The sequence below is a fragment of the Congregibacter litoralis KT71 genome (genome assembly GCF_000153125.2).
Classification (GTDB): Bacteria; Pseudomonadota; Gammaproteobacteria; order Pseudomonadales; family Halieaceae; genus Congregibacter; species Congregibacter litoralis.
Genome location: NZ_CM002299.1, coordinates 3,540,906 through 3,561,001, shown reverse-complemented (window position 1 = coordinate 3,561,001; position 20,096 = coordinate 3,540,906). Strand labels below are relative to the sequence as shown.

The window sequence follows — 20,096 nt, the reverse complement described above, 5'->3', positions numbered from 1 at the left end:
AACACCCTCATGAATGCACTTAGACTACTTTTTGCCAGCCTGATGTTTGTCAGCTGTTGTACCACGGGCGCCGACGAACCAAGTGACCGAGAAATCCTCGAGCTAGAGGCGAGGGGTTTTATGGATCGGTATTTGGCGGTCTACAACAGGAGGTTTGGACACCCAGAACGCGGCGCAAAGTTTCGAGAAGAGCTCGGCGAGCTGGTCACGATGCCTTTAATGATAGCGCCGCCAATGACCAAGCCGAGGGTGCCGGCGTCTGTGAGCGCGTTCACAAAGAACTTCGAAGCCTTCGTAAACATGTTGGATAGCAAGAAGGTAATGCGCCTTGAGTGGCAGCGAGTACAGCTGCAGATTCTTACGCCTAACAAGATACTCGCTAACAATGTGGGTCACGGACTGAATGCCGCGGGAGAGGTCGTCTACGAAACCGTATCGCTGTATTTGCTTGTTCGTGATGAGGGTGACTGGAAGATCGCGCTCTTTAGTCCCTATGATGTAAAAAACAGTTGACGCGAAAACCGGTGATGCGGCTCCCCTGATGCTGACAGCATAGCGGAGTCAGATTGGCAGAGTCGAGCCATCAAGGCCCACAAGCCCCACGGAGGGTGCCGACAAATTAACCGGCCGAATTGATAGAATCGGCCCGTACATACCTATATACGCCACTGATTTTCACCAGATATCATCAGCTACGCCGTTTGGCTTTACTACAGTTTCAATCTTAGCCACCGGGATATTGAAGACTTGCTGGCTGAGCGTGGGATTACAGTCAGTAGAGAAGCGAATGCTTTGGGCATGGCGAGGTTGTTGACGTTTTCCTACAGGCTAGGCGAGATGGGGTGGCGGCTAAGCGATTCTTCAAGCGTCTACTGCGCACCAATGACCGTGAAGCCGGGAAGATCGTGACCGATAAGTTGCGTAGTTATGGGCTTGCTCATCCTGAGTTGATGCCAGAGACAGTGCACAGTGCGGAGCAGTATGAGAATAATCGGGCTGGGTAATCTCAGGGTCTGCCCCGCTTCATGGGCATGAGGCGACTAGAGTGAGAGAGCGGGGTATGCGGCGGTTCAAGTCGGTGAAACAGGCCCAGAGATTTTTGACTACCCACGCTGCTGTATCCAACTTGTTCAATCTAGGGAGGCACTTGATCAAAGCTCAGCATTGTCGAGCTCTGAGGGTGAGTGCGTTCAATCAATGGATTAAGGTAGTAGCTTGAGGACGAGAACTGAACGCTATCAACCTGGCGCAGTTAATTTGTCAGCACCGCCCGTCGTGATCTGGTAGTGATTAAAGATACACTTAGTGTATTTTATATAACACTTTGTGTATCGTTAGCGTTATTGGTTTTACGGAGTTCAAGTATATGTTGGAGTCCCTTGTTGGATCGCCCAATGCTGAGCGCGTTCTTCTGTTTCTGGCAGAGCGGGAGCGCGGCTATCCCAGGGAAATAGCCAAAACCTTCGATGTGGCCCCCAGCCAGGTTCAGCGCGTCATGGAGCGCATGGAGCGCGATGGGCTACTGGTGGCAGTGAATGTGGGAAAAACGCGGGTGTACGAATTCAATCCTCGCTTCGCTTTCAAGTCAGCAGTAGTTGATCTGTTTAAAGACGCGCTGTCGCGGTATCCCAAAGATATGCAGGACCGTATCAAAATGACCCGCCGAAGGCCCCGCAGGAAGGACAAGACCCTTTGAGCCTTGCTGATCTTGATGTAGAGCAGCTTGCTGCGCGGGTTTGTGAGTCATTGGAATCGAAGGGTATACACGCGGTTCTGACGGGAGGCTCCTGCGTGTCCGTGTGGTCTGAGAACGAATACGCGTCCAATGACCTTGATTTCATTACGTTGGGATTGGACAGCAATCGCGCGATCGGATTGGCGCTGAAAGAGATCGGCTTCATTCAAGATCAAAAAGGGCGCTACTTCACCCATCCAGAAACAGACATGTTCATTGAGTTCCCGACTGGCCCGCTCATGGTTGGCAATGAGCATGTCGAGGAGCAGCGGGTGGCCAAGAGGGAAACTGACGCGGGCGTCGTTCGTCTACTGAATCCAACCGACTGCATTAAGGATAGGTTGGCTGCCTACTATCATTGGGGTGATGTGCAGTGCTTCGAGCAGGCCCTGATGGTGGCGCGCCGACAAGCTGTGGACTGGCAGAGCCTAAAAGTGTGGCATCGTCGGGAGGGTCAAGCCAAGCATTTCGATGCTTTCAAAGAGGCCGCGCTGGAGTGAGCGCAAACGGATAGAGTTCTGACGTTCCCGCCACGGCGCCTGTGGCGGCTAGATGATCCTACGGTGCCGGGTATGCTCGGCCTCAGAGCGGTCAGCCGGTATCGCCAAGTTAAGGCGCCCTCTGTCATAGAATCGGCCCATGAGTATCTACAAGCGTCATGCAATTTGCCGATCACAATTTTTCCAGGCTCACCGCCATGGCTTCTTAGCACGCGCCTAAAAACGCTGCGATGAGGAAGTGCTTACCGCCAATTTAGGCTATGCTGCCCGGGCTGGAAAAAAGCGCCTCGTTCAAAGCAGGACCAACACATGCCCAAAGTTTTCGCCTCTGCGTCTTTACGGCCAGCATGGTCTGTATGGCTTGTGACTGTGATCGGCTTGCTTTGCATGGCCTCGGGTGCGTTGGCAGCCAAGTCCAAGGACTTTCCTCTCTTCATGGGCTTCACTCACGCCGGGGTGAACCACAATTTACATTACACGGGTAGTTCCGAGCGCGTAATACTGATCTTTCGGGTCTATGAGATTGCCCATTATGCCGAGGCTTCTCCCACGCCCTTCTCGCCCGAGTCCCTCATCGATGACGGTCCTGCCAAAGCCATCGCCATCACGTTTTCCCGTAAGCTTGGCCGGGACCAGATTCGTGATGAACTCGATAGAAGCCTGCGTAAGAATGCCCAGCCGGGTTGGCTGGAAGACGCCCAAGGGACCATCAGCGCGTTTATGGCGTCCATCGATCGTGATGCACAGAAGGGCGATCAGTTGATTTTCTACTGGCTTTCCGGCGGCCGAATCTTTGCCGAGTTCAATGGTGAACCTGCCTTCACTGCAAACGATACCGCCTTTGCCAAGCTCATCTGGTCTATCTGGTTCGGTAAAGAGCCGGCCTGTGATATCGATGCGCTATTGGCTCAATCAATTGCACAGGTCGATTAGCACCGACAATGGGCCAGGCAGAGCACCCAAACGACAAGGCACCCCTGTGGATGTCCCTCGATCTCAAAAGCACTCCCTACCTTGACGGTAGTCCCCTAAAGCAAGCCATAGCCCGTCGCGAGCCCCTGGTACTCACGGATCTGGCAGCGAGTTGGCCGGCCCTGAAAAAATGGACCCCCGATCAATTGACTGCGCTGTACGGCAACAGGCCTGTGCGAGTGTATGACGCCAGTTTCGGAACGCCCGGCCGCAACTACATGGGCAGTATCGATACCATGTCCTTCGCCGAGTTTCTTGAGGAAACCCTGCATGGGGGACGAGATCTGCGGATGTTTCTCTACAATCTCTCGCAGCAGATTCCGCAGCTTCTCGACGATATTGTATTGCCCGAGGTTGGCCTCAAGTTTTCGCGTCAGTTTGTGTTCAGTTTCTTCGGCTGCAAAGGCAGTACAACCCCGCTGCACTACGACATTGATATGGGAGATGTGCTCCATGCGGTCGTGCGCGGGCGCCGGCGCATTCGCCTCTTTGCGCCCGAGGATTCTGTATGGCTCCATCGCCATCCCTTCACCGTGCGAAGCTATCTGGATCTGGATGGGCCCACATCTGCCTTGCCCCCATCGCTTTCCCGGGCACGTTGCTTCGAGGTGATCCTAGAGCCGGGACAGACCTTGTACATGCCCGCGGGATGGTGGCATGAGTTTCATTATCTGGAGGCCGGCATTGGGGTCTCTCTACGTGCTGCATCGCCGCACTGGCGAGAGCGAATCAAAGGTTGGGGCAATCTCCTGGTGGTCTCTCCCATCGATCGACTGGCAAATAAAGTTGCCCCACAGAGGTGGTACAGTTGGAAACGTACGCACGCCGAAGCTCTGGCTCAAGCTGCATCGCAGGTAAAAAGCGCATGAAGACTACCAAAGGAATCCTCGATCATGGGAGGTTCCGCATTCCTTACCGGGTCTATGGCGACAAGCCTGGGGTGTTGTTGTGTGTCAGTGGGGTGCTCCAGACCATGGCTGTCTGGCGTGCGGTAACGCAAAAGTTCGCCCCCCATTTTCGTGTGATTATTTTCGATATGCCCGGCGTCGGGCGTTCGGAGATCCTCTCGGGCAGTCCTCATGTGACCATTGAAGAACAGCTTGAGGTGATTGATGCCCTCGTCGAGAATGCCCAACCCCTGGACGAGCTATTACTGGCAGGCAGTAGCTGGGGGACGGCCATAGCCGCTGCCTACGCAGCCTAAAAACCCCAGGCTGTGCGGCAACTCATACTCAGCAGCTTTGGTATGAAACCCAATGCCGTGATGCAGAGCATTATTGTGCGCGCCGAAGCGCTTTACGATACGGGTAATTATGCGGCGGGAGCTGGCCTCATTGTAGAAATGTTCGGTCAGCAAATAGGGCCGACTTACAAGCGCCAGATCGAGCTTCAGTTTGCCAGTCTAAGTCAAAGCTCAGCGGAGTCCTTCTATCTTCACTGTCGCAATATCTTGAAAATGGGTCATCTGACCGACACCATTGATCTGAGCCGTATCCAGGCGCGAACGCTCATCGTCAACGGCTCAAAAGATCGTATTATCGACCTCGACGACATGCAGCTCGCTGAAGGGCTCATTCCAGACTGCACCTGTATCTTGGTAGACGGCGTCGGACATTTCCTGCACTTTGAGCGACCGGAGATTCTTGGCGATTACGAGAAGTTTCTGGTCCACGGCGATAGATTGCAGTCCCTTCCCGCGTCTTCTTTAGCGGCAGCTTCGCCCTGTTAAGTTGTCAGCGGTCATTTGGCAATTGTGACGTATTCGTGAAATTTTGATGACAGCGCCCTTGGTGGCCTGACCGCCATTCATACTCGGTGAGGCGTGCTCTTACCGGAAATCACTCTTGTATGCCCAATTTAGCGCTCCTTAGAACATTCCGTTCAAAGCTGATGATCGCCTTCATGCTGTAGATGTTGATTCCATCGTTGGCCGGTGTTTTGGTTTATCGGGATGTGGAGAGACGTTCCCTCCTCACAGAGCAATTTTATACCGTGCGCGATTTGGGTCTTTTGTTGGGACAGGCGGCCCAATCGGTAGACCAGTTCGGTAACCTCGCTCAGCGCAGCCTCGATTTCTACCGCACCGGCAATCACTTCACGATCAATGGTTGGCGTCAGTCTCTGGCCGCAGCGAACGATGATCTGGAGCAGTTACTGAGTGACGACTCCGTCAGCAATCGGGACCTGCTCGACAGCATGCAGCGCGACCTCCGTGCCTACTCGCAATTGCTCGATCAGCTGCCACCGATGTTGCGGGAACGGGGCATTCAGGATTTCGGTATTGCCGGTGACATGCGCGAGGCGGTACACCTTCTCGAAGAACGCCTCGACGAGCCGGAATTGTTGGTACACCTCCTGATGCTGCGACGTCATGAGAAGGATTACATCATCCGTGACCTCGATCGCTATACATCCGCGCATCGTGAGCGAGCCGCCATTCTCCGCCTCGACCTTGGTGCCTGCGAGGACTGTTCCGGGGAAGAGCTTCAGCAGGGTTTTCAACTGCTGGACGCCTATACCGGCGCGTTCAGCCGTGTGGTGGAGCTGGACCGGGAGATCGGCATACGCAGCGACACGGGGCTCTACCGTCAGATACAGATGCTTGAGTCCGAGCTGTTTCAGAGTCACCAGGAACTGATGCGTAACGTGGCCGCCGAGTCGGCAAAGCTGATTAGCCGGGCCGGCGAGCGGCTGGCGATCATTGTGGGTTCCGTGACGATATTTGCCTTGTTGTTCAGCGGCTTTCTTTCGGGCTTTCTCACCCGCCCCCTTGCCGCGCTGTCCTTAAAAATGAATCGCTATGTCGAAAGTCGTTTCACGGAAGAGGCTGACACCAGCGAGATCGACAACAGTGCCGGCGAGGTGGCACGTATCGCGCATGACTTCAGCGAGATACAGCGGGCTACCCGTCACCATCTTGAGGATCTGCACCAGCAGCGACAGGCTCTAGAGTCACTCAACGTTGAGCTGGAGGAGGAGCGGAGTAACCTGTCCGTGGCGCAGCGGATGGCGGGGCTGGGCTACTGGCGCTGTAACCCCGAAAACGGGGAGTTCGAAGCCTCAAGCGAGCTCTTGCACCTGCTCGGTCTCCCGCCCGACCACGAGTTCGACTGCAGCGGCTTTGCCGACACGGTGATCCACCCGGATAGCCGCGATCAATTCGCACGCGATCTGGCCAGCTGTCAACGCAAGGATGATTCCGTCGAGAATGTCTATCGCGCGGCGTCGCCTCACCACGACGAAGTCTGGATACGGCAATTTATCCGCGTCGAGTCGGATCCTTCCATCAAAGGCTTTCATTTGGTCGCCGCTGTGCAAGACGTCAGTCGCCAGCGCCTTGCGGAGCAGGAAATTCGCCGCCTCGCCTATTTTGACTCCCTGACCGGTCTCTCCCAACGCGGGTATCTGTTCGAGCGCCTTCACGAAATGGTGCGAACCGCGCGGCGGCGTCAGGAGGGTTTTGCCGTCTTGTTCATTGATCTCGATAAATTCAAGGAGATCAACGACTCCTTAGGACACGATGCGGGCGATGAGCTTCTCGTCACGGTCGCTTCCCGGTTGCGAGCGGCAGCTCGAGAAAGTGACTTTGTTGCGCGTCTCGGCGGCGACGAGTTCTGCATGGTGCTGGATAATGTGTCGTCCGAGGTCGACGTGGCCGAAGTCGCCCAGCGCTTGCTGGATCAGCTGTCCGCAGCCGTTGAGATACACGGCACAACGGTTACACCGATGGCAAGTGTTGGTATTGCGATCTACCCGGTTGATGGCGAAGCAGCAGAAAGCATTATGAACGCGGCGGACAACGCCATGTATGCGGCCAAGCGACGCGGCGATCACAGCTATTTGTTTCATGAGCATGAGATATCGGCCGAAGCACGGGAGCGCCTGCGTATGTCGCGGGATATTCGCAGGGCCGTAAAAGAAGACGAGTTTGTTGTTCACTACCAGCCCCAGATCAGTCTCGAGTCCGGTGCCATCGAGGGATGGGAGGCCTTGCTGCGTTGGCAACATCCCGAGCGCGGGCTGCTGTCGGCTTACGCCTTTATCGACGACATTGAGCGCATCGGGCTGGTCTCCGATATAGGTCGCTGGGTTATCGATTCGGTGAGCAGTCAACTTGCACAGTGGCAGCGCGAGGAGCGACCCCACACTCGCGTGTCGATCAATATCGCCCCCCGCCATATGAGTGAAGGTACTGTGGCGCGCGACCTCCGGGAGGCAATGGGCCGTCACGGTATCTCGGCATCGCAGCTTGAGATAGAGATTACCGAGGCCGGGATCCAATCTGGCGAGGAGATTCGCGAAGCGACCCTGGCGGTGCGTGCCCTGGGAGTTGAAATAGCCATCGATGACTTCGGCACGGGTTACGCCTCGCTGGCCTCCCTCCGCTCGTTGACCATCGACAGCCTTAAGGTCGACCGTAGTTTTATTCAGTTCGCCACCACTAATGCGGTGGACCGTCGACTTCTGAGTTCGATCATTGATCTCGGAAAGTCCTTTGGCTACCGACTGGTAGCGGAGGGCGTAGAAACACAGGAACAGCTGGAGCTTTTACGGACCATGGGCTGCGAGCTCGTTCAGGGGTATCTGTTCAGTCAGGCGGTGCCTGCGGCAGAGGCGGTGGAGATGATGGACGATCGAGCAACAGGCTCTCAATCCAGCGGTGCGGGGCAACAGCGCTACGGATAGGTCGCTGGAGCGAGGTAGCGCCAGACTAACCGGCTGGGATTGCTGGTTTCTGTCAATGAACACCATCGATTTCCGCTGCGGCGGATTCGAAGGAATGAACTAGCCAGAACCCTGCAAAGTGGTCTCTAGGTACGTAGTCAAGCCCTCGTCTGAACGGAGATTAGGAATCCTGCCAGTCGATGAGGAAGCCAGCTACGCGCTCTCCAAGGATCTCGGCACCCTTATTGCCCTGGGGTGCGCTCGAGCCCCAACCCAGGCCGCTACGGCAGTCAGCAAAATCAGCGAGCTTGTTACCGTCGGAGTCGGTGATCTCCCCTTCGATACACACCTTGCTCTTGCCAGCCCCAAAGCCAATCCAGACTCGAAGGTTCTGGCTGCCGGGGTCAAGTTTGGTGAACCTTCCCGTCACGTTGATGGCATCGCTAGGAATAGGCTCTTCCGACTCGTCCAGCGTTACGGAGCTAAACCCTGACCTGCGAAGACTCTCCACGATATCCGTTGCCAGCAGATGGGGTGCTGACTTGGCCATGGTGGCCGCCGTGTCTCGAAACTTTGGCTTGCCCAGGTCTGCTTCTGCGGTGCCAAAGGGGTGTACGTGGATCGCCGCGGTTTTCGAAATACTGTCGGAATAAGTTTTCTGGCGGTCCATTTTTCCCGCCGCACCGGCACCCATCGAAACGAGGAGAAAAGTCGCTGCGAAAGCGGCCGTTAGGTACTTTGAAAATCGAATGCTGTGTTTCATTTATCTGTCATCCTTTACTGGTTCTATCGAGGGCTGCGTTCCGCGGCGGGCTACTGTAATGCGCATAATGCTACCCCATGGGGACGACAGCACGCAGATGGCGCAGTACCCACCGTTTGATTCTCATCGACAAAACCACATCACCAAAGGATTTTTTCCATGCGCGCCACTACGCTCATCGGTATTACGGCTTGTTCCATTTTTCTCGCCGCATGCGTCAACACGGATTATGTCGGCGAGAGTTATGCGCCGACGACCTCCGTCGACGTTTTCTACAGCATGGACGATGTAAACAGACCCCACACCGTGATGGGCAAGATCAAGGCTTCGGCTATGGACGGCTGGGATTCCGAGGGCATGGTCCTGGAGCTTAAGAATCAGGCTACGGCCAAAGGTGCCGACGCCCTGGTGATCGAGGACGTGCACACCGAATCCACGGGGAGTTACACCTCCACCTACGGCAAAGACAAAGGTCCTGAGTGGGTTATCACTGAAGATGGAGAGGTCAAGCATCACTCCAGCTACAAGACAAGTTCCACGAGTATCACCACGGATACCAAAGAGAAGATTATGGACGCGGCGCTGATCAAATATCAGTGATAGTCGGTCGCGAGTTCATTTGGCGCACAAAGCACCCACAGCGCTCTGGCGCGGACAGTGGACGGACATAAAAAGCGGACTGACGTGATAAGAGAGTATCTGTGAATCTGACCGCAGCTATTAAGACAGTGCTTCGTAAGTACGTCGACTTTAACGGGCGGGCGCGGCGTCCCGAGTTTTGGTACTGGATGCTCAGCGTCGTTCTGCTGTCCGTTGTGCTGGCGATCATCGAAGGCGCATTGCTGGCGCCCGCTTTGGGATTTGAGCCGTTTGCACCTGAGTCGGGCCAACCCCTCCGCCTGGTGATGAGCCTGCTGATCTTTCTGCCTACTCTGGCCGTGGCCGTGCGCCGCCTTCATGACATTGGCCGATCTGGCTGGTGGATCTTGATCCAGATCGTGCCCATCATTGGCAGCCTTTTACTGCTGTGGTGGTACGCCCAGCCGAGCGACCCAGAGCCTAACAACTACGGCTGAAACCGGTTTGCTCGCCAGTCCCGCAGTAGGGCGGGGCGCTCTACCTCGGTGAGTACAGCACGTCAAACCCCTGCAACCTGTAGCGTCTCACCTTGAATAGCTGCGTGCGCATGCGAGACGCAGTTCAAAGGTCCGCACTTCAACAAAAACCTGACTTAAGTTTGATCTACTCGACCTTGAGTGGCGCGACATGACTGGTGCTGCGCGTCCGGTAGCGCCATCCTCCTAGGCATCTCCTGCCGAGTGGCCTTCGGTTTATCCAATGCACCCTATTGAGACGCGGATTGCGAAACAGCTATTGGCGACCCCACTTCACTCTTGATTGACACCGGCCAGCTCACATTGCCAATCAATGTCGTTGAAAAACCCGCCTCTCATTGAGTTTCGCTCTATGCGAAATTTTGTCTTGGGGTACTTACCGGTGGATGTTGCCCAGGGGTAGATGAAGCTGAAAGTTAAAACGCTGGTGGAAGCGTCGAGTTCGGCGGTCACTTTTCTTGAAGTGGTTTCGTTGCACCATTTGGCGTCTACTTCTGCGTCAGATTGTCTTTTTGCGAGCAGGGCGCTGGCATCGAATTCAAACTCGTATCGGCGGTGGTAGCCCTGGTCCGGGCACACCGCGAGAAGCTGTTGGCTTCTTTCTACCTCGTAGTCGTTGGTAATGTTTACTCGTGCTTGATCAAGATAGCTGTTTAATGGTTCCGTGCACACGTACTTCACCGCGTTGCCGCTGTCGTCACATCCGATCAAGAGCGTGCTGAGCAATGCGAGGTAACAGTGTCGCCTCAAAAACACGGTTACGGTACTCGGATTTTTTTCGTTCGAGAAACGTTTCATGCTTGAGATTCTCGCTGGGGTAGGACTGTCGACAGTTGCCTCAGCGCTGAATCTGCAGCGTCACGGTAAGGCATCAAAATCAGGTCCACGTTGTGCTGCCTGAGCCAGGCCGACGACTCCCGATCTGGGGCAGCGATAATCAGGCCGCATTCATGACCTACTTGTCGCAGCGATTCTATGGCCATTTTGATCAAACCTGCATCGCGCACCGTGAAGATTAACCATTCAGCCTCGTTCAAGGGCAGTGTGGAAAGGAACTCTGCATCAGACGCATCGCCATACGCTACATCGACGTTACTGCTCTCCACCAACGTTACTTTCGCCGGATCAAGATCGACGGCAAGGATCTTGTGCCCCTGCTGATGGAGACCATCCGCAATAACCTGTCCATAACGACCCAGTCCAACGACAATGATGTCGGGGCTGGCTACTTGCTCGCCACCCTCAATGCGCTCACGGAAAGGGTCTTGGCGCTCGAAGAACTTCAGATGCGTAGCAAGGACCGCGTATAGAGGCTGCGAATACAAAATCATATAGGTCGACGCGCTGATGGTGATTAGTCCCACCAGCGCAATCAGCCCCACGGTTTCCTCGGTGAGATGGCCCAATCCAAGTCCCAGGGCTGCCAACACGAGAGAGAACTCGCTGATCTGCGCCACCGTTAAACCAGCATGGAAACCGGTTCTGCGCCGATACCCCATCACGCCCATGATGCCCATGACAATCAAAGGATTGCCGATCAACACAAAAAGGGATAGGAGGATTGCACTGGGAAGCTGGGCGCCCAGATGGAGAAGATCAATAGTTGCGCCCAACTCAATAAAGAAGAACAGGAGTAAAAAGTCTCGCAGACTGACAAGGCGCGCTGCTATTTGCTCGCGATAGGGTGTGGAGGCAAGACATATACCGGCAAGAAAAGCCCCCACCTCCTTACTGAACCCAAGGGCTACTCCAGCTGCTCCCCCTAGCACTGCCAGGGCGATAGAAAACAGCATCAATAGCTCTGAAGACGTTGCTAATCGCGGCAGGATGAGAGGCAGGACGTAGCGCATGAGAGCTAACACAGCCAGCAGCATTAGCGCGCCCTTTACGACGACTGCCAGGGCCTCTTGCAGCAAGGTATCGCCGCTGGACATGCCACCAAAGGCCGTCAGGGCGATCATTACCAGAACGACCACAATGTCCTGAACAATCAGAAAACCAATGGCAATTCTGCCATGGAGAGTCTCCAGTTCCCGTTTGTCCGAAAGCAACTTTACGATAATGATCGTACTCGAAAAGGTCAGTGCTACCGCGACATACAGAGCAACGGTAGTCGACATGCCCAGGGCGAGGGACAAGCCAAAACCAATCGCAGTGGTAAACGCGACCTGACCAAGGCCTGAGGCAAGAGCGACGGGACCTACGGAACGAATGACGTGTAGGTCGAGGCGCAAACCGACAACGAAGAGAAGTAAAGCAATTCCCAAACGCGCAAAAAGCTCGATCTCGTTGCTGGGAACAACAATACCTAAAGCGGAGGGGCCAAGCGCTATGCCTACTGCTATGAACGCGACGATCAGAGGTTGATTCAACGATCTTGCAATGAAGCCGCCGCAGGCAGCCAAGCCTAAGATCAGACCCACATTGAAGAATAAGCTGTCCATAGTCTCATCGCCTACTTGCAGAGAAGAGGTCATCGACCGTTAGCCGAACTCATAAGCTACCACACAAATGCGGATAATTATCATTACAGTTTGTGAGGGATTTAGGTAGGCGCCGCTAGGACACCGGTCTTCGATACAGCGATAGCTGGACAGCACTGATTGGTCGGCTGCCGTTGAGGAGCTCAACTAACAAGTCCCTCACAGAGCAGGTCTCCGCCCTGCTCATCAAAGTGGCGCGTGTCACAGATCTTTTATAGCTGCTAAGATTAACGCCTTTAACGTCGCCCAATCCTCAATTACAATGACAAGGGTGTAAAACGGTGCGCTGTGCAATAAGCAGGGCCTTATTGGCGTGCTTCGGGTACCACAAATCGGATAAAAATATGCGTACCAGCGAGCTTCGGTTTATCCCTGCGGCAAAAAACGGATCCCGCTGCAATGTACCTCGTCTCCTGGGATATCTAGGCGTTTTTTTCCTTGCATTGTTCGCCACGCGCTTCGCCTGGTCTCAAAAACCCGATTTCAATGTCACGGTTAACATTGGCCCTGTGGCGCCAAGCTCCACCGCGGTTTTCCTGGGCAAATTTGCAGCTTGCGCGTAACGCTAAGCAACAATTCCATCGTCAATCCCATCACCGGTGTTTCTGTTAATGGAGCTTTCCAGAGCTTTGGTTCTGCGGGTCTCGTCATTGGAGAGGGGGTGTGAGTGCTGAACGGCAGTTGCGGCAGTGGCACGCTCACCGTCACGCCGGGGTCTTCCTCTATTGTTGTTAGCGGCGTAGATAACCCGACGCGAGATGATGGCATTGCCGGCTCGGGTGAGTGCTACGTTGACCTTTCCACCGGAGCCTTTTCTACTGATGGTGCCAGCACCACGCTGAACCTTGAAGTAGCGGCGGGCGCAGTCAACTCAGATCAGGGAGTGAATGCTACTGGAGGACCTCAGATGATTACTGTCCGGGCGGTAGACCGACCGGCGATTAGCAAAGCGTGTAGCAGTACTAATATTCTGGTCGTGGGTGGCAGTACACGAACCCTGACGATCACCGTCAACAACCCTCGCAGCAATGTTGCTCTTGATGACGTAGCCCTGACAGATGTGTTCCCCGATAGCGGTCTAACAGGCGGTGCTGCCAATGGCGCTGTGATGGAGCCCAGGGGTACACCGGCTACGGGTACCTGTGTCGCCGGCGGCGGAACCGTGGTCCCAACACAGGGCGCGGCCGCGCGGGGTGAGGTAAGCGGCGTCAGCGTTCCGGCGGGCGGCAATGTTTAAGACACTCAAGGTCGGGCTGAAACGGTGGACGACTGTGCTTCGAGACGCCGGAGAATATTGGCTAGATAGCAATGCGTTCGCAAATGCGGGAGCACTCGCGTTTTTTACTATATTTTCCATGGCGCCGATGATGATCATGATCGTGTCCGTGGTGGGTGTTTTTTATGGGCAAGAAACAGCGCAAGGAGAGATCGCAGCAAAAATTCAAGCAGCGGTTGGGTCGAAAGCTGCAGAAGCGGTAGAGGAGGCGATCGCGCGCGCTCGTGACCAGGAGGATGGTCTTTTCGCCACGCTGTCGGGGCTTGGTGCTATGTTGATCGGGGCGACTACGGTATTTGGCCAGATGCAAGATTCTCTTAACGCCATTTTTGGTGTGGCGCCCAAACCATCAAGGAGTGGAGTCTGGCTGCTTATTCGCAAACGATTGACATCTCTCACGATAGTACTCGCGGTCGGTTTCGTCATGCTGGTTTCTCTGTCCTTGAGTGTGGTGCTACGAGTGGTACTTCAATCGATGCAAGAGTGGATACCTTGGCATGATGCAGCGTTCAGTGCTCTGGACACGGGGCTGTCACTTGCTGTAGCAGCGCTCCTTTTTGGTACGATCATTAAGACTCTCCCGGACGTGAAACTAAGCTGGCGAAACGTTTTGCTGGGATCGTTGCTAACTGCAGCGATGTTTACTGTTGGCCGCGTTCTAATTGCACTCTACCTTTCCGTTACTGCCACCGCGTCAACCTACGGAGCAGCGGGGTCTCTTGTGCTACTGTTGCTTTGGGTAAATTACTCGTCTCTCATCTTGCTTTACGGGGCCGCATTTGTGCGCGCTGACTTGGAGCATAGGGGGTGTGTTGTGCAGCCCGAGAGTGTAGCGGTACGCGTCCAGCGCTCCATTGTCGAAGATTTGGAGGGATCGTGAAGTTTCTAACACCACTATTTGATCAGCTACAGACTATGTGGGTCAGCCTGGTAAAGGCCTTACCGTTATTAAGTTTAGCTGCGCTCCTGCTCTTGGTTACGTGGATAATTCTGCGTGTAGTTAGACGGGTTTTGCGCTCCACTCTTGGAAAGTCCAGCATGCGGCCGTCTCTTGCGAATTTACTGCAAACGGTTGTACACACCGCTTTGTGGACGCTCAGTATCCTTACTGCTTTGACCATTGTGTTCCCAAGTTTGACCCCCGCTAAGTTGCTCGCCACTATCGGTTTGGGCTCTGTCGCAGTGGGCTTCGCCTTTAGAGATGTGTTCGAGAACTTCCTCGCTGGGGCCTTGATAATGCTTCGCAAACCTATGCGCATAGGCGACTTTATTGACTGTGGAGACGTGAGTGGGAAGATCGAGCAGATTACAATCAGAGACACCTACGTTCGCACCACGGACGGCGTTCTCATCCTCGTCCCGAACAGTTACATCTTTAAAAACCCTGTGTATGTCGAGACAGATCAGTCCCTGCGTCGCTACGAAACAGTTTGTGGTGTTGCTTATGGTGAGGACGCGGACAACGCTCGTGCGGTGATTTTAGACGCTGTCGAAAGTTTGAGTGACATCGATCAAAGCAAGGGTGTGGAGATCTACGCGAGTGAATTTAACTCCTCATCGGTAGACTTTACGATTCGTTGGTGGGCGACGTCGACGCCGCCGGGTTTACATTCCTCCCGTGACAGCGTTATTCGGGCGGTTAAACGCGCTCTGGACGATCGAGGCATCGAGATTCCCTTCCCCTATCGAACGCTTACTTTTGCCGAACCACTGGAACTCACGGGTGGAAACGTAAAGGAAAAAGTAGATGACGAAAGAAAAGTAGAAGAAGGACAGGCTTGAGCTTTTCGGCCATCGCTCATCTTTCGCTGGGTCTTGTGCGGGGGGGGGGGGGGGGGGGGGGGCTGCATCCGCAGGCTCACATGGAAATTGATGGACAGGGCCGATCGAAACTCTTTTACGGAAACCGTGGCGAATTCTCGAGATCGAACGGCAGATGCTGGGTAAAACCATCCGCCATACAGCATGAATCCTATTGCGGAGAGCAACGGACTGAGCCTGGGTCAGCGTGAAACTTGCAAAGCGTTTGCAAACTTTGCCTATAGCAGCGTATCTAAGCAGTACGTATCACAACTAGATATTCGCTCGTATCAGGATAAGCTATATATTTCATAAGCTTAGATTATTCAAAGGGATGCAAATAAAAACTGGCATGCCGTGTGCTTCCTAAATTGGTGGGCACGCTCGAGTGGAACTTATTTTCGAAGGTGACGAACATCTTGGTGCAGCTACGCACAAGCTTCGTCGGGACGAGAAAAAGAAACCGAGCTGTTGCTAATTAACCTAACCTAGAAAGGAGATACAGCATGAGTTCTTCCATTACCGACTCAGTGAAGAAATCCGTTGAAAGTAAAGCCGATGAGATCCAAAAGGAAGTAGAGGCTGAAAAGGCTGAAGCTGATCGCAAGAAAGCGGCGGCGGAGAGTGACCAGCAGGCGGCCGATGCGAAGAATAAGGTGAAAGATAAAGTCAACGATCTAAAAGATAAGTTTACTTCCTAGCGTTACAAGCCCCCAGCAGGCGACAAGAGCGCACGCAGGTGCGCTCTAGTTTTTGCAGTGGTTAGTCCGTAACATTCACAGAAACAATCTGACATCACGTAGCTCGCGTAGATATTCGCGAAAATATATCTATTCGCGCACTCGGCGCGACGGGGTCCAGGTGTCGCGATAGGCGCGATAGGGCTGATGCGTCGGAGACAGGATTCACACCGCGAGCGAGCCGCTCGCCTCGCATCAGCACGCAGGGAATGAACGGATGCCAAAGCCTTTATGTCTTATCGTAGACAGTGACCCAGAGCACGCAGCGGCTATAGCATCCCTGTGCAAAGAGAAAGGGTATCGGACGCAAGTTCGCCATTATGGCGAAAACGATGTGGATCAAGCCGCATCGCCAGAGTTCGTTTCTTCTCTTGCATGCGACGACGTAGATGTGGCATTTCTAGACACCGGCTTAGGCTTGACGTCGTTGAGCTGTCTTAGTGACGACGGACTGGCCGGCGCCGAACTGTTCGCGATGGCGGGCGAAGATGATCCGCAATTGGCAGACGCCTGCATTCGCGCAGGTTTTGGATTCTATTTTTGTAAGCCACTCGCTGCCGTCAGCGTCTCTGGTTTGCTTGAAGATATTAATGAAGAGCTGAGCAGCCAAAATGCATTTACGGAGGGTGTGGAGCCCGATCTTGCTCTGGACCAATTCGGCTTAATGCGCGGCTCATCGCGCCCTATGCGAAAGCTGTTTCGAATGCTGCGCAAAGTGGGGCCTACGGAGACTACCGTATTGATTGTCGGGGAGAGTGGCACGGGCAAGGAGCTGGTTGCAGAGACCTTGCACACGCTATCGAATCGCTCAGATCAGCCTTACTTGACGCTAAATTGTTCTGCACTGGCGGAGAATCTCATTGAGAGCGAGCTTTTTGGGCATGAGAAAGGAAGCTTCAGCGGGGCCCACAAACAGCACATCGGCTTTTTTGAGCGAGCTCACGGCGGCACTTTGTTCCTTGACGAAATCACCGAGATGCAGCCGGACCTGCAATCTAAGCTTTTACGCGCTTTGGAGAGTGGGGAGATACGACGCGTGGGTGCCGTAGACCCAATTCGCGTCGATGTCAGAGTTGTTGCAGCTACCAATAGGGACCCTCTTTTAGCTGTAGAAGAGGGGATCCTTCGAGAGGATCTCTATTATCGATTGGCGCACATCTCTGTGCATGTGCCACCCCTTCGTCGTCGCGGCGGCGATGTTAAGGGACTGGCTCACTTCTTCTTGGCGCAGCTCAATGAGGAGCACGGTACATCAATCAAACTTGGCGAAGAAGCGTTGGCGGAGATCAGCAATTACGATTGGCCAGGTAATGTGCGCCAGCTACGACATTCTATCGAGCGGGCCTACATTGTTTCTGAAAGCACTGTTGAGGCCTCAGCGTTTGCTCTTCACGCTCATGCCACGCCTGTAAGTCTAATGGAGGGCCTTATACCGATAACGGTGGGCATGTCCCTAGCAGACTGTGAGCGTGAAATCATAACGGCCAACTTAAAGCATAATGACGGCGACAAAAAAGAAACAGCGAGAATTTTGGGTGTGAGTGTCAAGACGCTCTACAATCGCCTCCGTGACTATGACAACGACACGTCTGCGTCCTCCGTGATCGACGAGTCATTGGATTCTGCCCTCTCCTGAACACTCTCCGTGCTGAGCGCGATGCAAATTTTGCAAACGTCTGTAAAAAACCTCCCTTGGTCTATTCATGAACTCCGGTTTCGGTATTTTCTATAAAAGCCGGTCCCACCCTAAGTCCTTGTAATAGCGAAAGTATTTTTTTTTAGCTTCGGACTGGCCCGGACTTTGCTCATGCTATGTGGACGTCGCTGAGTGCACAACAACACACTTCGCGACGATGAACCCATTAATTCAGGCAGAGGAGACAACATGTTACGCACTCAATCTATCGAAGAATTTGCTACGCACCTACACGGCGTCTATGGCTTTCGAGTTAAGGGCGAGATCTCCAGTAAAGATCTAGAGGATATGGCTGAAAGAATGAATCAGGTGTTTGATCGCATGGATAAAGTAGACATGCTCGTATCGTTCGAGAACGACGAGGGCGCGGAGTTGGGTGCTGGCTTGAACGTGGAAGTCATAAAAGCTCAATTTCGTGCGCTGACTAGCGTTAGAAATTATTGTGTCGCATACGCTCCTGAATCAGCGAAGTCTTTGATTGAATTTTTCGACAACATTCTGCCTGTGAAAGCTCGAGCTTTTGGGTCAGAGCATAACGCGTTGGAGCATCTGCGAGCGCAAGAGCCGCTGACGAAGAAAGCTGCTTAATCACGCTCGACACATCCAGCATTCACTCTATTCTTCGCGTTTAAGGACATCACTATGGACATTATACGTCTTATATTCTCAATTCTTCTGCCACCCCTTGGCGTCTTCCTGCAGGTGGGAATTGGAGGACAATTTTGGCTCAACATTTTGTTCACACTTCTGGGCTACATTCCAGGAATTATTCATGCGGTATGGATCATCGCTCGGCGTTAGGGGTGGCCTGGTGACCAGCTTGGCCTGACGAAGTTATGCGTCTCAACGTTCTTGTCAACCTGACTATGGCCCCCTGAAAGCAGCTCGGACGACGAAATGAGCGGTAAGGCGCCAAAGCATTCCAGTGGGGCTAAGGCGCCTGTTATGGGCCTGGGCCGGCTGCTGAGCGGGATGCTGAGGCGCATCCCGCCCGTCTGGAGCATAGTCATTGGTTATGCCGCGTACATGGTGGTTTTGTTCGCGTTTCTGAGTCTCCCGACGGCTCAAAGCACCTACCCGGCCACCGGCTTGGATCATGCGTTCGTCGCAGTCTCCGCGGTAAGCACAACGGGGCTCTCAACCGTTGATGTGGGAAACACTTACAGCTTCTGGGGCGAACTCGCAATATTGCTTGCAATTCAAGCGGGGGGATTAGGTTACATGACTTTGGGTTCCTTCGTCCTTTTGACGATGGGAAACGGCTTGTCGGCCAACCGCATTCGTATCGGGCGCTTGGCATTTCACCTGCCACCCACATTCGCATTGCGTCTTTTCTTGATTCGCGTTGTGGCTTACACGGTCTTAATTGAGCTTATCGGCGCAATTATCCTATGGACGCAGTTTTCCGAGGTGACCGGAACTTTCGACCGTGCTTGGGCCGCTGCTTTTCATTCAATATCAGCATTCTGTACTGCAGGTTTTTCCATTTTTCCTAACAGCCTGGAGCAATACAGGAGCAACTACGTGGTCAATGCAGTGGTGATCTGCCTAAGTCTTGCAGGAGCATTAGGATTCATCCTGTTTAATGACGTCTGGAGCAAGATCAAGGACTGGTCTAACCATCATTTCTCGCTCACGAGCAAAGTCATTCTCATGTCTACGCTGATATCGATTTTGCTCGCGACCATGGTCTTGTACGTTTTTGAGAACGCGCTTTTCAATCTTCCGGCGGAAGAGCATTTAGCGGTAGCCCTGTTCCAGGCGACTTCCGCGCTCACGACCGTAGGCTTTGATACCTACCCTGTCAGTAGGTTTGCGCACTCTGGGCTGTTTCTTCTCATGCTATTGATGACCCTAGGAGCTTCACCAGCAGGGACGGGCGGAGGACTGAAATCGACAACATGGATGACCGGTATTGGAACACTTACAACGGCGTTGAGTCATCGCCGGCCTGGGCAAGTGTTCGCTTTCGGCCGCGAAATCCCGACGCGTAGAGTCATCGCTGCTTTTGCCGCCATCACTCTCTACGTTTTGTTCCTTTTTGTCGGGACTTTTACACTCCTATCTGTCGAGCCCTCTATTGCTATTGCAGACTTGAGCTTCGAGGCGGCTTCTGCCTTGGGTACTGTCGGCTTATCTACGGGGATAACCGCGGATCTGGGTAGTGCGGGTCGGTGGACGATAATGATTTTGATGTTTATAGGGCGGGTGGGCCCCCTAACTGTCGCTCTCGCCCTGTCTTCCATGCTTCCCGAGTCAGATCACGAGGGACAACCTGAGGAAGATCTGGCTCTATGAGCAAATTGCTTAGACGCCAGTGCTTTAGACGCCAGAGGTCGCAGGTCGGAAAT

The 20,096-nt window shown here is 54.0% G+C and carries 21 protein-coding genes and 1 pseudogene; 19 read left to right on the top strand and 3 right to left on the bottom strand.

Annotated elements, in window-relative coordinates; all coding sequences use genetic code 11:
• The first annotated feature begins 9 nt into the window (after positions 1-9).
• The 9 genes and pseudogenes from KT71_RS21510 to KT71_RS19850 all read left to right on the top strand — a co-directional run bounded on the left by KT71_RS21510 (position 10) and on the right by KT71_RS19850 (position 7,893).
• Complete coding sequence (locus tag KT71_RS21510) at positions 10-513, top strand: DUF6841 family protein (RefSeq protein ID WP_023660204.1); 504 nt, start codon at positions 10-12, stop codon at positions 511-513.
• A 171-nt stretch (positions 514-684) separates the two neighbouring features.
• A pseudogene (locus tag KT71_RS20245) lies at positions 685-1,219 on the top strand (IS6 family transposase).
• Between the two features lie 147 nt (positions 1,220-1,366).
• Positions 1,367-1,696 (top strand): winged helix-turn-helix domain-containing protein, encoded by a 330-nt coding sequence (locus tag KT71_RS16145; RefSeq protein WP_008294281.1) that lies wholly within the window; start codon positions 1,367-1,369, stop codon positions 1,694-1,696.
• Positions 1,693-2,235, top strand: coding sequence for a hypothetical protein (locus KT71_RS16140; protein ID WP_008294282.1), 543 nt, complete (start codon positions 1,693-1,695; stop codon positions 2,233-2,235). Before KT71_RS16145 ends, KT71_RS16140 begins: the two co-directional genes overlap by 4 nt.
• Before the next feature lie 309 nt (positions 2,236-2,544).
• A complete protein-coding gene (locus tag KT71_RS16135) occupies positions 2,545-3,168 on the top strand; it encodes a chalcone isomerase family protein (RefSeq protein WP_023660203.1) in 624 nt (207 codons plus the stop codon).
• 50 nt (positions 3,169-3,218) lie between these two features.
• Complete coding sequence (locus KT71_RS16130) at positions 3,219-4,076, top strand: cupin-like domain-containing protein (protein WP_040362429.1); 858 nt, start codon at positions 3,219-3,221, stop codon at positions 4,074-4,076.
• Positions 4,073-4,411, top strand: a complete 339-nt coding sequence (locus tag KT71_RS16125) for an alpha/beta fold hydrolase (RefSeq protein ID WP_023660202.1) — start codon at positions 4,073-4,075, stop codon at positions 4,409-4,411. Before KT71_RS16130 ends, KT71_RS16125 begins: the two co-directional genes overlap by 4 nt.
• 42 nt (positions 4,412-4,453) lie before the next feature.
• The gene (locus KT71_RS16120) at positions 4,454-4,936 is read left to right on the top strand and encodes an alpha/beta fold hydrolase (RefSeq protein ID WP_008294286.1); all 483 of its coding nucleotides are present in this window, start codon (positions 4,454-4,456) and stop codon (positions 4,934-4,936) included.
• 182 nt (positions 4,937-5,118) lie between these two features.
• Positions 5,119-7,893: a putative bifunctional diguanylate cyclase/phosphodiesterase gene (locus KT71_RS19850; protein ID WP_023660201.1), complete on the top strand. Its 2,775-nt coding sequence runs from the start codon at positions 5,119-5,121 to the stop codon at positions 7,891-7,893.
• 160 nt (positions 7,894-8,053) lie between these two features.
• On the opposite strand, the gene KT71_RS16110 is transcribed toward KT71_RS19850, so the two are convergent.
• Entirely contained in the window at positions 8,054-8,635 is a 582-nt protein-coding gene (locus tag KT71_RS16110; protein ID WP_023660200.1) for a DUF4410 domain-containing protein, read from the bottom strand.
• A gap of 159 nt (positions 8,636-8,794) precedes the next feature.
• Here KT71_RS16110 and KT71_RS16105 point away from each other — a divergent pair, with 159 nt between their 5' ends.
• Both KT71_RS16105 and KT71_RS16100 read left to right on the top strand, forming a co-directional pair.
• On the top strand, positions 8,795-9,235 hold the full coding sequence (locus tag KT71_RS16105) for a hypothetical protein (protein ID WP_008294289.1): 441 nt from the start codon (positions 8,795-8,797) through the stop codon (positions 9,233-9,235).
• 101 nt (positions 9,236-9,336) lie between these two features.
• On the top strand, positions 9,337-9,711 hold the full coding sequence (locus tag KT71_RS16100; protein ID WP_023660199.1) for a DUF805 domain-containing protein: 375 nt from the start codon (positions 9,337-9,339) through the stop codon (positions 9,709-9,711).
• A 312-nt stretch (positions 9,712-10,023) separates the two neighbouring features.
• On the opposite strand, the gene KT71_RS16095 is transcribed toward KT71_RS16100, so the two are convergent.
• Together KT71_RS16095 and KT71_RS16090 are read right to left on the bottom strand one after the other, a co-directional pair.
• On the bottom strand, positions 10,024-10,548 hold the full coding sequence (locus tag KT71_RS16095) for a hypothetical protein (protein WP_023660198.1): 525 nt from the start codon (positions 10,546-10,548) through the stop codon (positions 10,024-10,026).
• On the bottom strand, positions 10,545-12,194 hold the full coding sequence (locus KT71_RS16090; protein WP_023660197.1) for a cation:proton antiporter: 1,650 nt from the start codon (positions 12,192-12,194) through the stop codon (positions 10,545-10,547). The genes KT71_RS16095 and KT71_RS16090 overlap by 4 nt, the downstream gene beginning before the upstream one ends.
• 706 nt (positions 12,195-12,900) lie before the next feature.
• On the opposite strand from KT71_RS16090, the gene KT71_RS16080 reads away from it, so the two are divergent.
• The 8 genes from KT71_RS16080 to KT71_RS16045 all read left to right on the top strand — a co-directional run bounded on the left by KT71_RS16080 (position 12,901) and on the right by KT71_RS16045 (position 20,043).
• Positions 12,901-13,470, top strand: coding sequence for a DUF7933 domain-containing protein (locus KT71_RS16080; RefSeq protein WP_008294294.1), 570 nt, complete (start codon positions 12,901-12,903; stop codon positions 13,468-13,470).
• The gene (locus tag KT71_RS16075) at positions 13,463-14,389 is read left to right on the top strand and encodes a YihY/virulence factor BrkB family protein (protein WP_008294295.1); all 927 of its coding nucleotides are present in this window, start codon (positions 13,463-13,465) and stop codon (positions 14,387-14,389) included. The genes KT71_RS16080 and KT71_RS16075 overlap by 8 nt, the downstream gene beginning before the upstream one ends.
• Complete coding sequence (locus KT71_RS16070; RefSeq protein ID WP_008294296.1) at positions 14,386-15,291, top strand: mechanosensitive ion channel family protein; 906 nt, start codon at positions 14,386-14,388, stop codon at positions 15,289-15,291. The genes KT71_RS16075 and KT71_RS16070 overlap by 4 nt, the downstream gene beginning before the upstream one ends.
• Positions 15,292-15,815: 524 nt before the next feature.
• Positions 15,816-16,010 carry a hypothetical protein gene (locus KT71_RS16065; RefSeq protein ID WP_008294297.1) on the top strand — a complete coding sequence of 65 codons (195 nt, stop codon included), beginning with the start codon at positions 15,816-15,818 and terminating at the stop codon, positions 16,008-16,010.
• A gap of 373 nt (positions 16,011-16,383) precedes the next feature.
• Positions 16,384-17,685, top strand: a complete 1,302-nt coding sequence (locus tag KT71_RS16060; RefSeq protein ID WP_169729168.1) for a sigma-54 interaction domain-containing protein — start codon at positions 16,384-16,386, stop codon at positions 17,683-17,685.
• 249 nt (positions 17,686-17,934) lie between these two features.
• Positions 17,935-18,333, top strand: coding sequence for a SpoIIAA family protein (locus KT71_RS16055; protein WP_023660195.1), 399 nt, complete (start codon positions 17,935-17,937; stop codon positions 18,331-18,333).
• Positions 18,334-18,387: 54 nt separating this feature from the next.
• Positions 18,388-18,546 carry a YqaE/Pmp3 family membrane protein gene (locus KT71_RS20240; protein WP_008294300.1) on the top strand — a complete coding sequence of 53 codons (159 nt, stop codon included), beginning with the start codon at positions 18,388-18,390 and terminating at the stop codon, positions 18,544-18,546.
• A gap of 96 nt (positions 18,547-18,642) precedes the next feature.
• Positions 18,643-20,043, top strand: coding sequence for a TrkH family potassium uptake protein (locus KT71_RS16045; protein WP_008294301.1), 1,401 nt, complete (start codon positions 18,643-18,645; stop codon positions 20,041-20,043).
• Positions 20,044-20,096: the final 53 nt, after the last annotated feature.

What these genes read in the sequence shown, in the direction of transcription:
- KT71_RS16075 (WP_008294295.1), top strand. Translation starts at nt 13,463, where the DNA reads ATGTTTAAGACACTCAAGGTCGGGCTGAAACGGTGGACGACTGTGCTT.
- KT71_RS20240 (WP_008294300.1), top strand. Translation starts at nt 18,388, where the DNA reads ATGGACATTATACGTCTTATATTCTCAATTCTTCTGCCACCCCTTGGC.
- KT71_RS16135 (WP_023660203.1), top strand. Translation starts at nt 2,545, where the DNA reads ATGCCCAAAGTTTTCGCCTCTGCGTCTTTACGGCCAGCATGGTCTGTA.
- KT71_RS16110 (WP_023660200.1), bottom strand. Translation starts at nt 8,635, where the DNA reads ATGAAACACAGCATTCGATTTTCAAAGTACCTAACGGCCGCTTTCGCA.
- KT71_RS16090 (WP_023660197.1), bottom strand. Translation starts at nt 12,194, where the DNA reads ATGGACAGCTTATTCTTCAATGTGGGTCTGATCTTAGGCTTGGCTGCC.
- KT71_RS16045 (WP_008294301.1), top strand. Translation starts at nt 18,643, where the DNA reads ATGAGCGGTAAGGCGCCAAAGCATTCCAGTGGGGCTAAGGCGCCTGTT.
- KT71_RS16125 (WP_023660202.1), top strand. Translation starts at nt 4,073, where the DNA reads ATGAAGACTACCAAAGGAATCCTCGATCATGGGAGGTTCCGCATTCCT.
- KT71_RS16095 (WP_023660198.1), bottom strand. Translation starts at nt 10,548, where the DNA reads ATGAAACGTTTCTCGAACGAAAAAAATCCGAGTACCGTAACCGTGTTT.
- KT71_RS16120 (WP_008294286.1), top strand. Translation starts at nt 4,454, where the DNA reads ATGAAACCCAATGCCGTGATGCAGAGCATTATTGTGCGCGCCGAAGCG.
- KT71_RS16130 (WP_040362429.1), top strand. Translation starts at nt 3,219, where the DNA reads ATGTCCCTCGATCTCAAAAGCACTCCCTACCTTGACGGTAGTCCCCTA.
- KT71_RS16055 (WP_023660195.1), top strand. Translation starts at nt 17,935, where the DNA reads ATGTTACGCACTCAATCTATCGAAGAATTTGCTACGCACCTACACGGC.
- KT71_RS21510 (WP_023660204.1), top strand. Translation starts at nt 10, where the DNA reads ATGAATGCACTTAGACTACTTTTTGCCAGCCTGATGTTTGTCAGCTGT.
- KT71_RS16145 (WP_008294281.1), top strand. Translation starts at nt 1,367, where the DNA reads ATGTTGGAGTCCCTTGTTGGATCGCCCAATGCTGAGCGCGTTCTTCTG.
- KT71_RS16065 (WP_008294297.1), top strand. Translation starts at nt 15,816, where the DNA reads ATGAGTTCTTCCATTACCGACTCAGTGAAGAAATCCGTTGAAAGTAAA.
- KT71_RS16105 (WP_008294289.1), top strand. Translation starts at nt 8,795, where the DNA reads ATGCGCGCCACTACGCTCATCGGTATTACGGCTTGTTCCATTTTTCTC.
- KT71_RS19850 (WP_023660201.1), top strand. Translation starts at nt 5,119, where the DNA reads ATGTTGATTCCATCGTTGGCCGGTGTTTTGGTTTATCGGGATGTGGAG.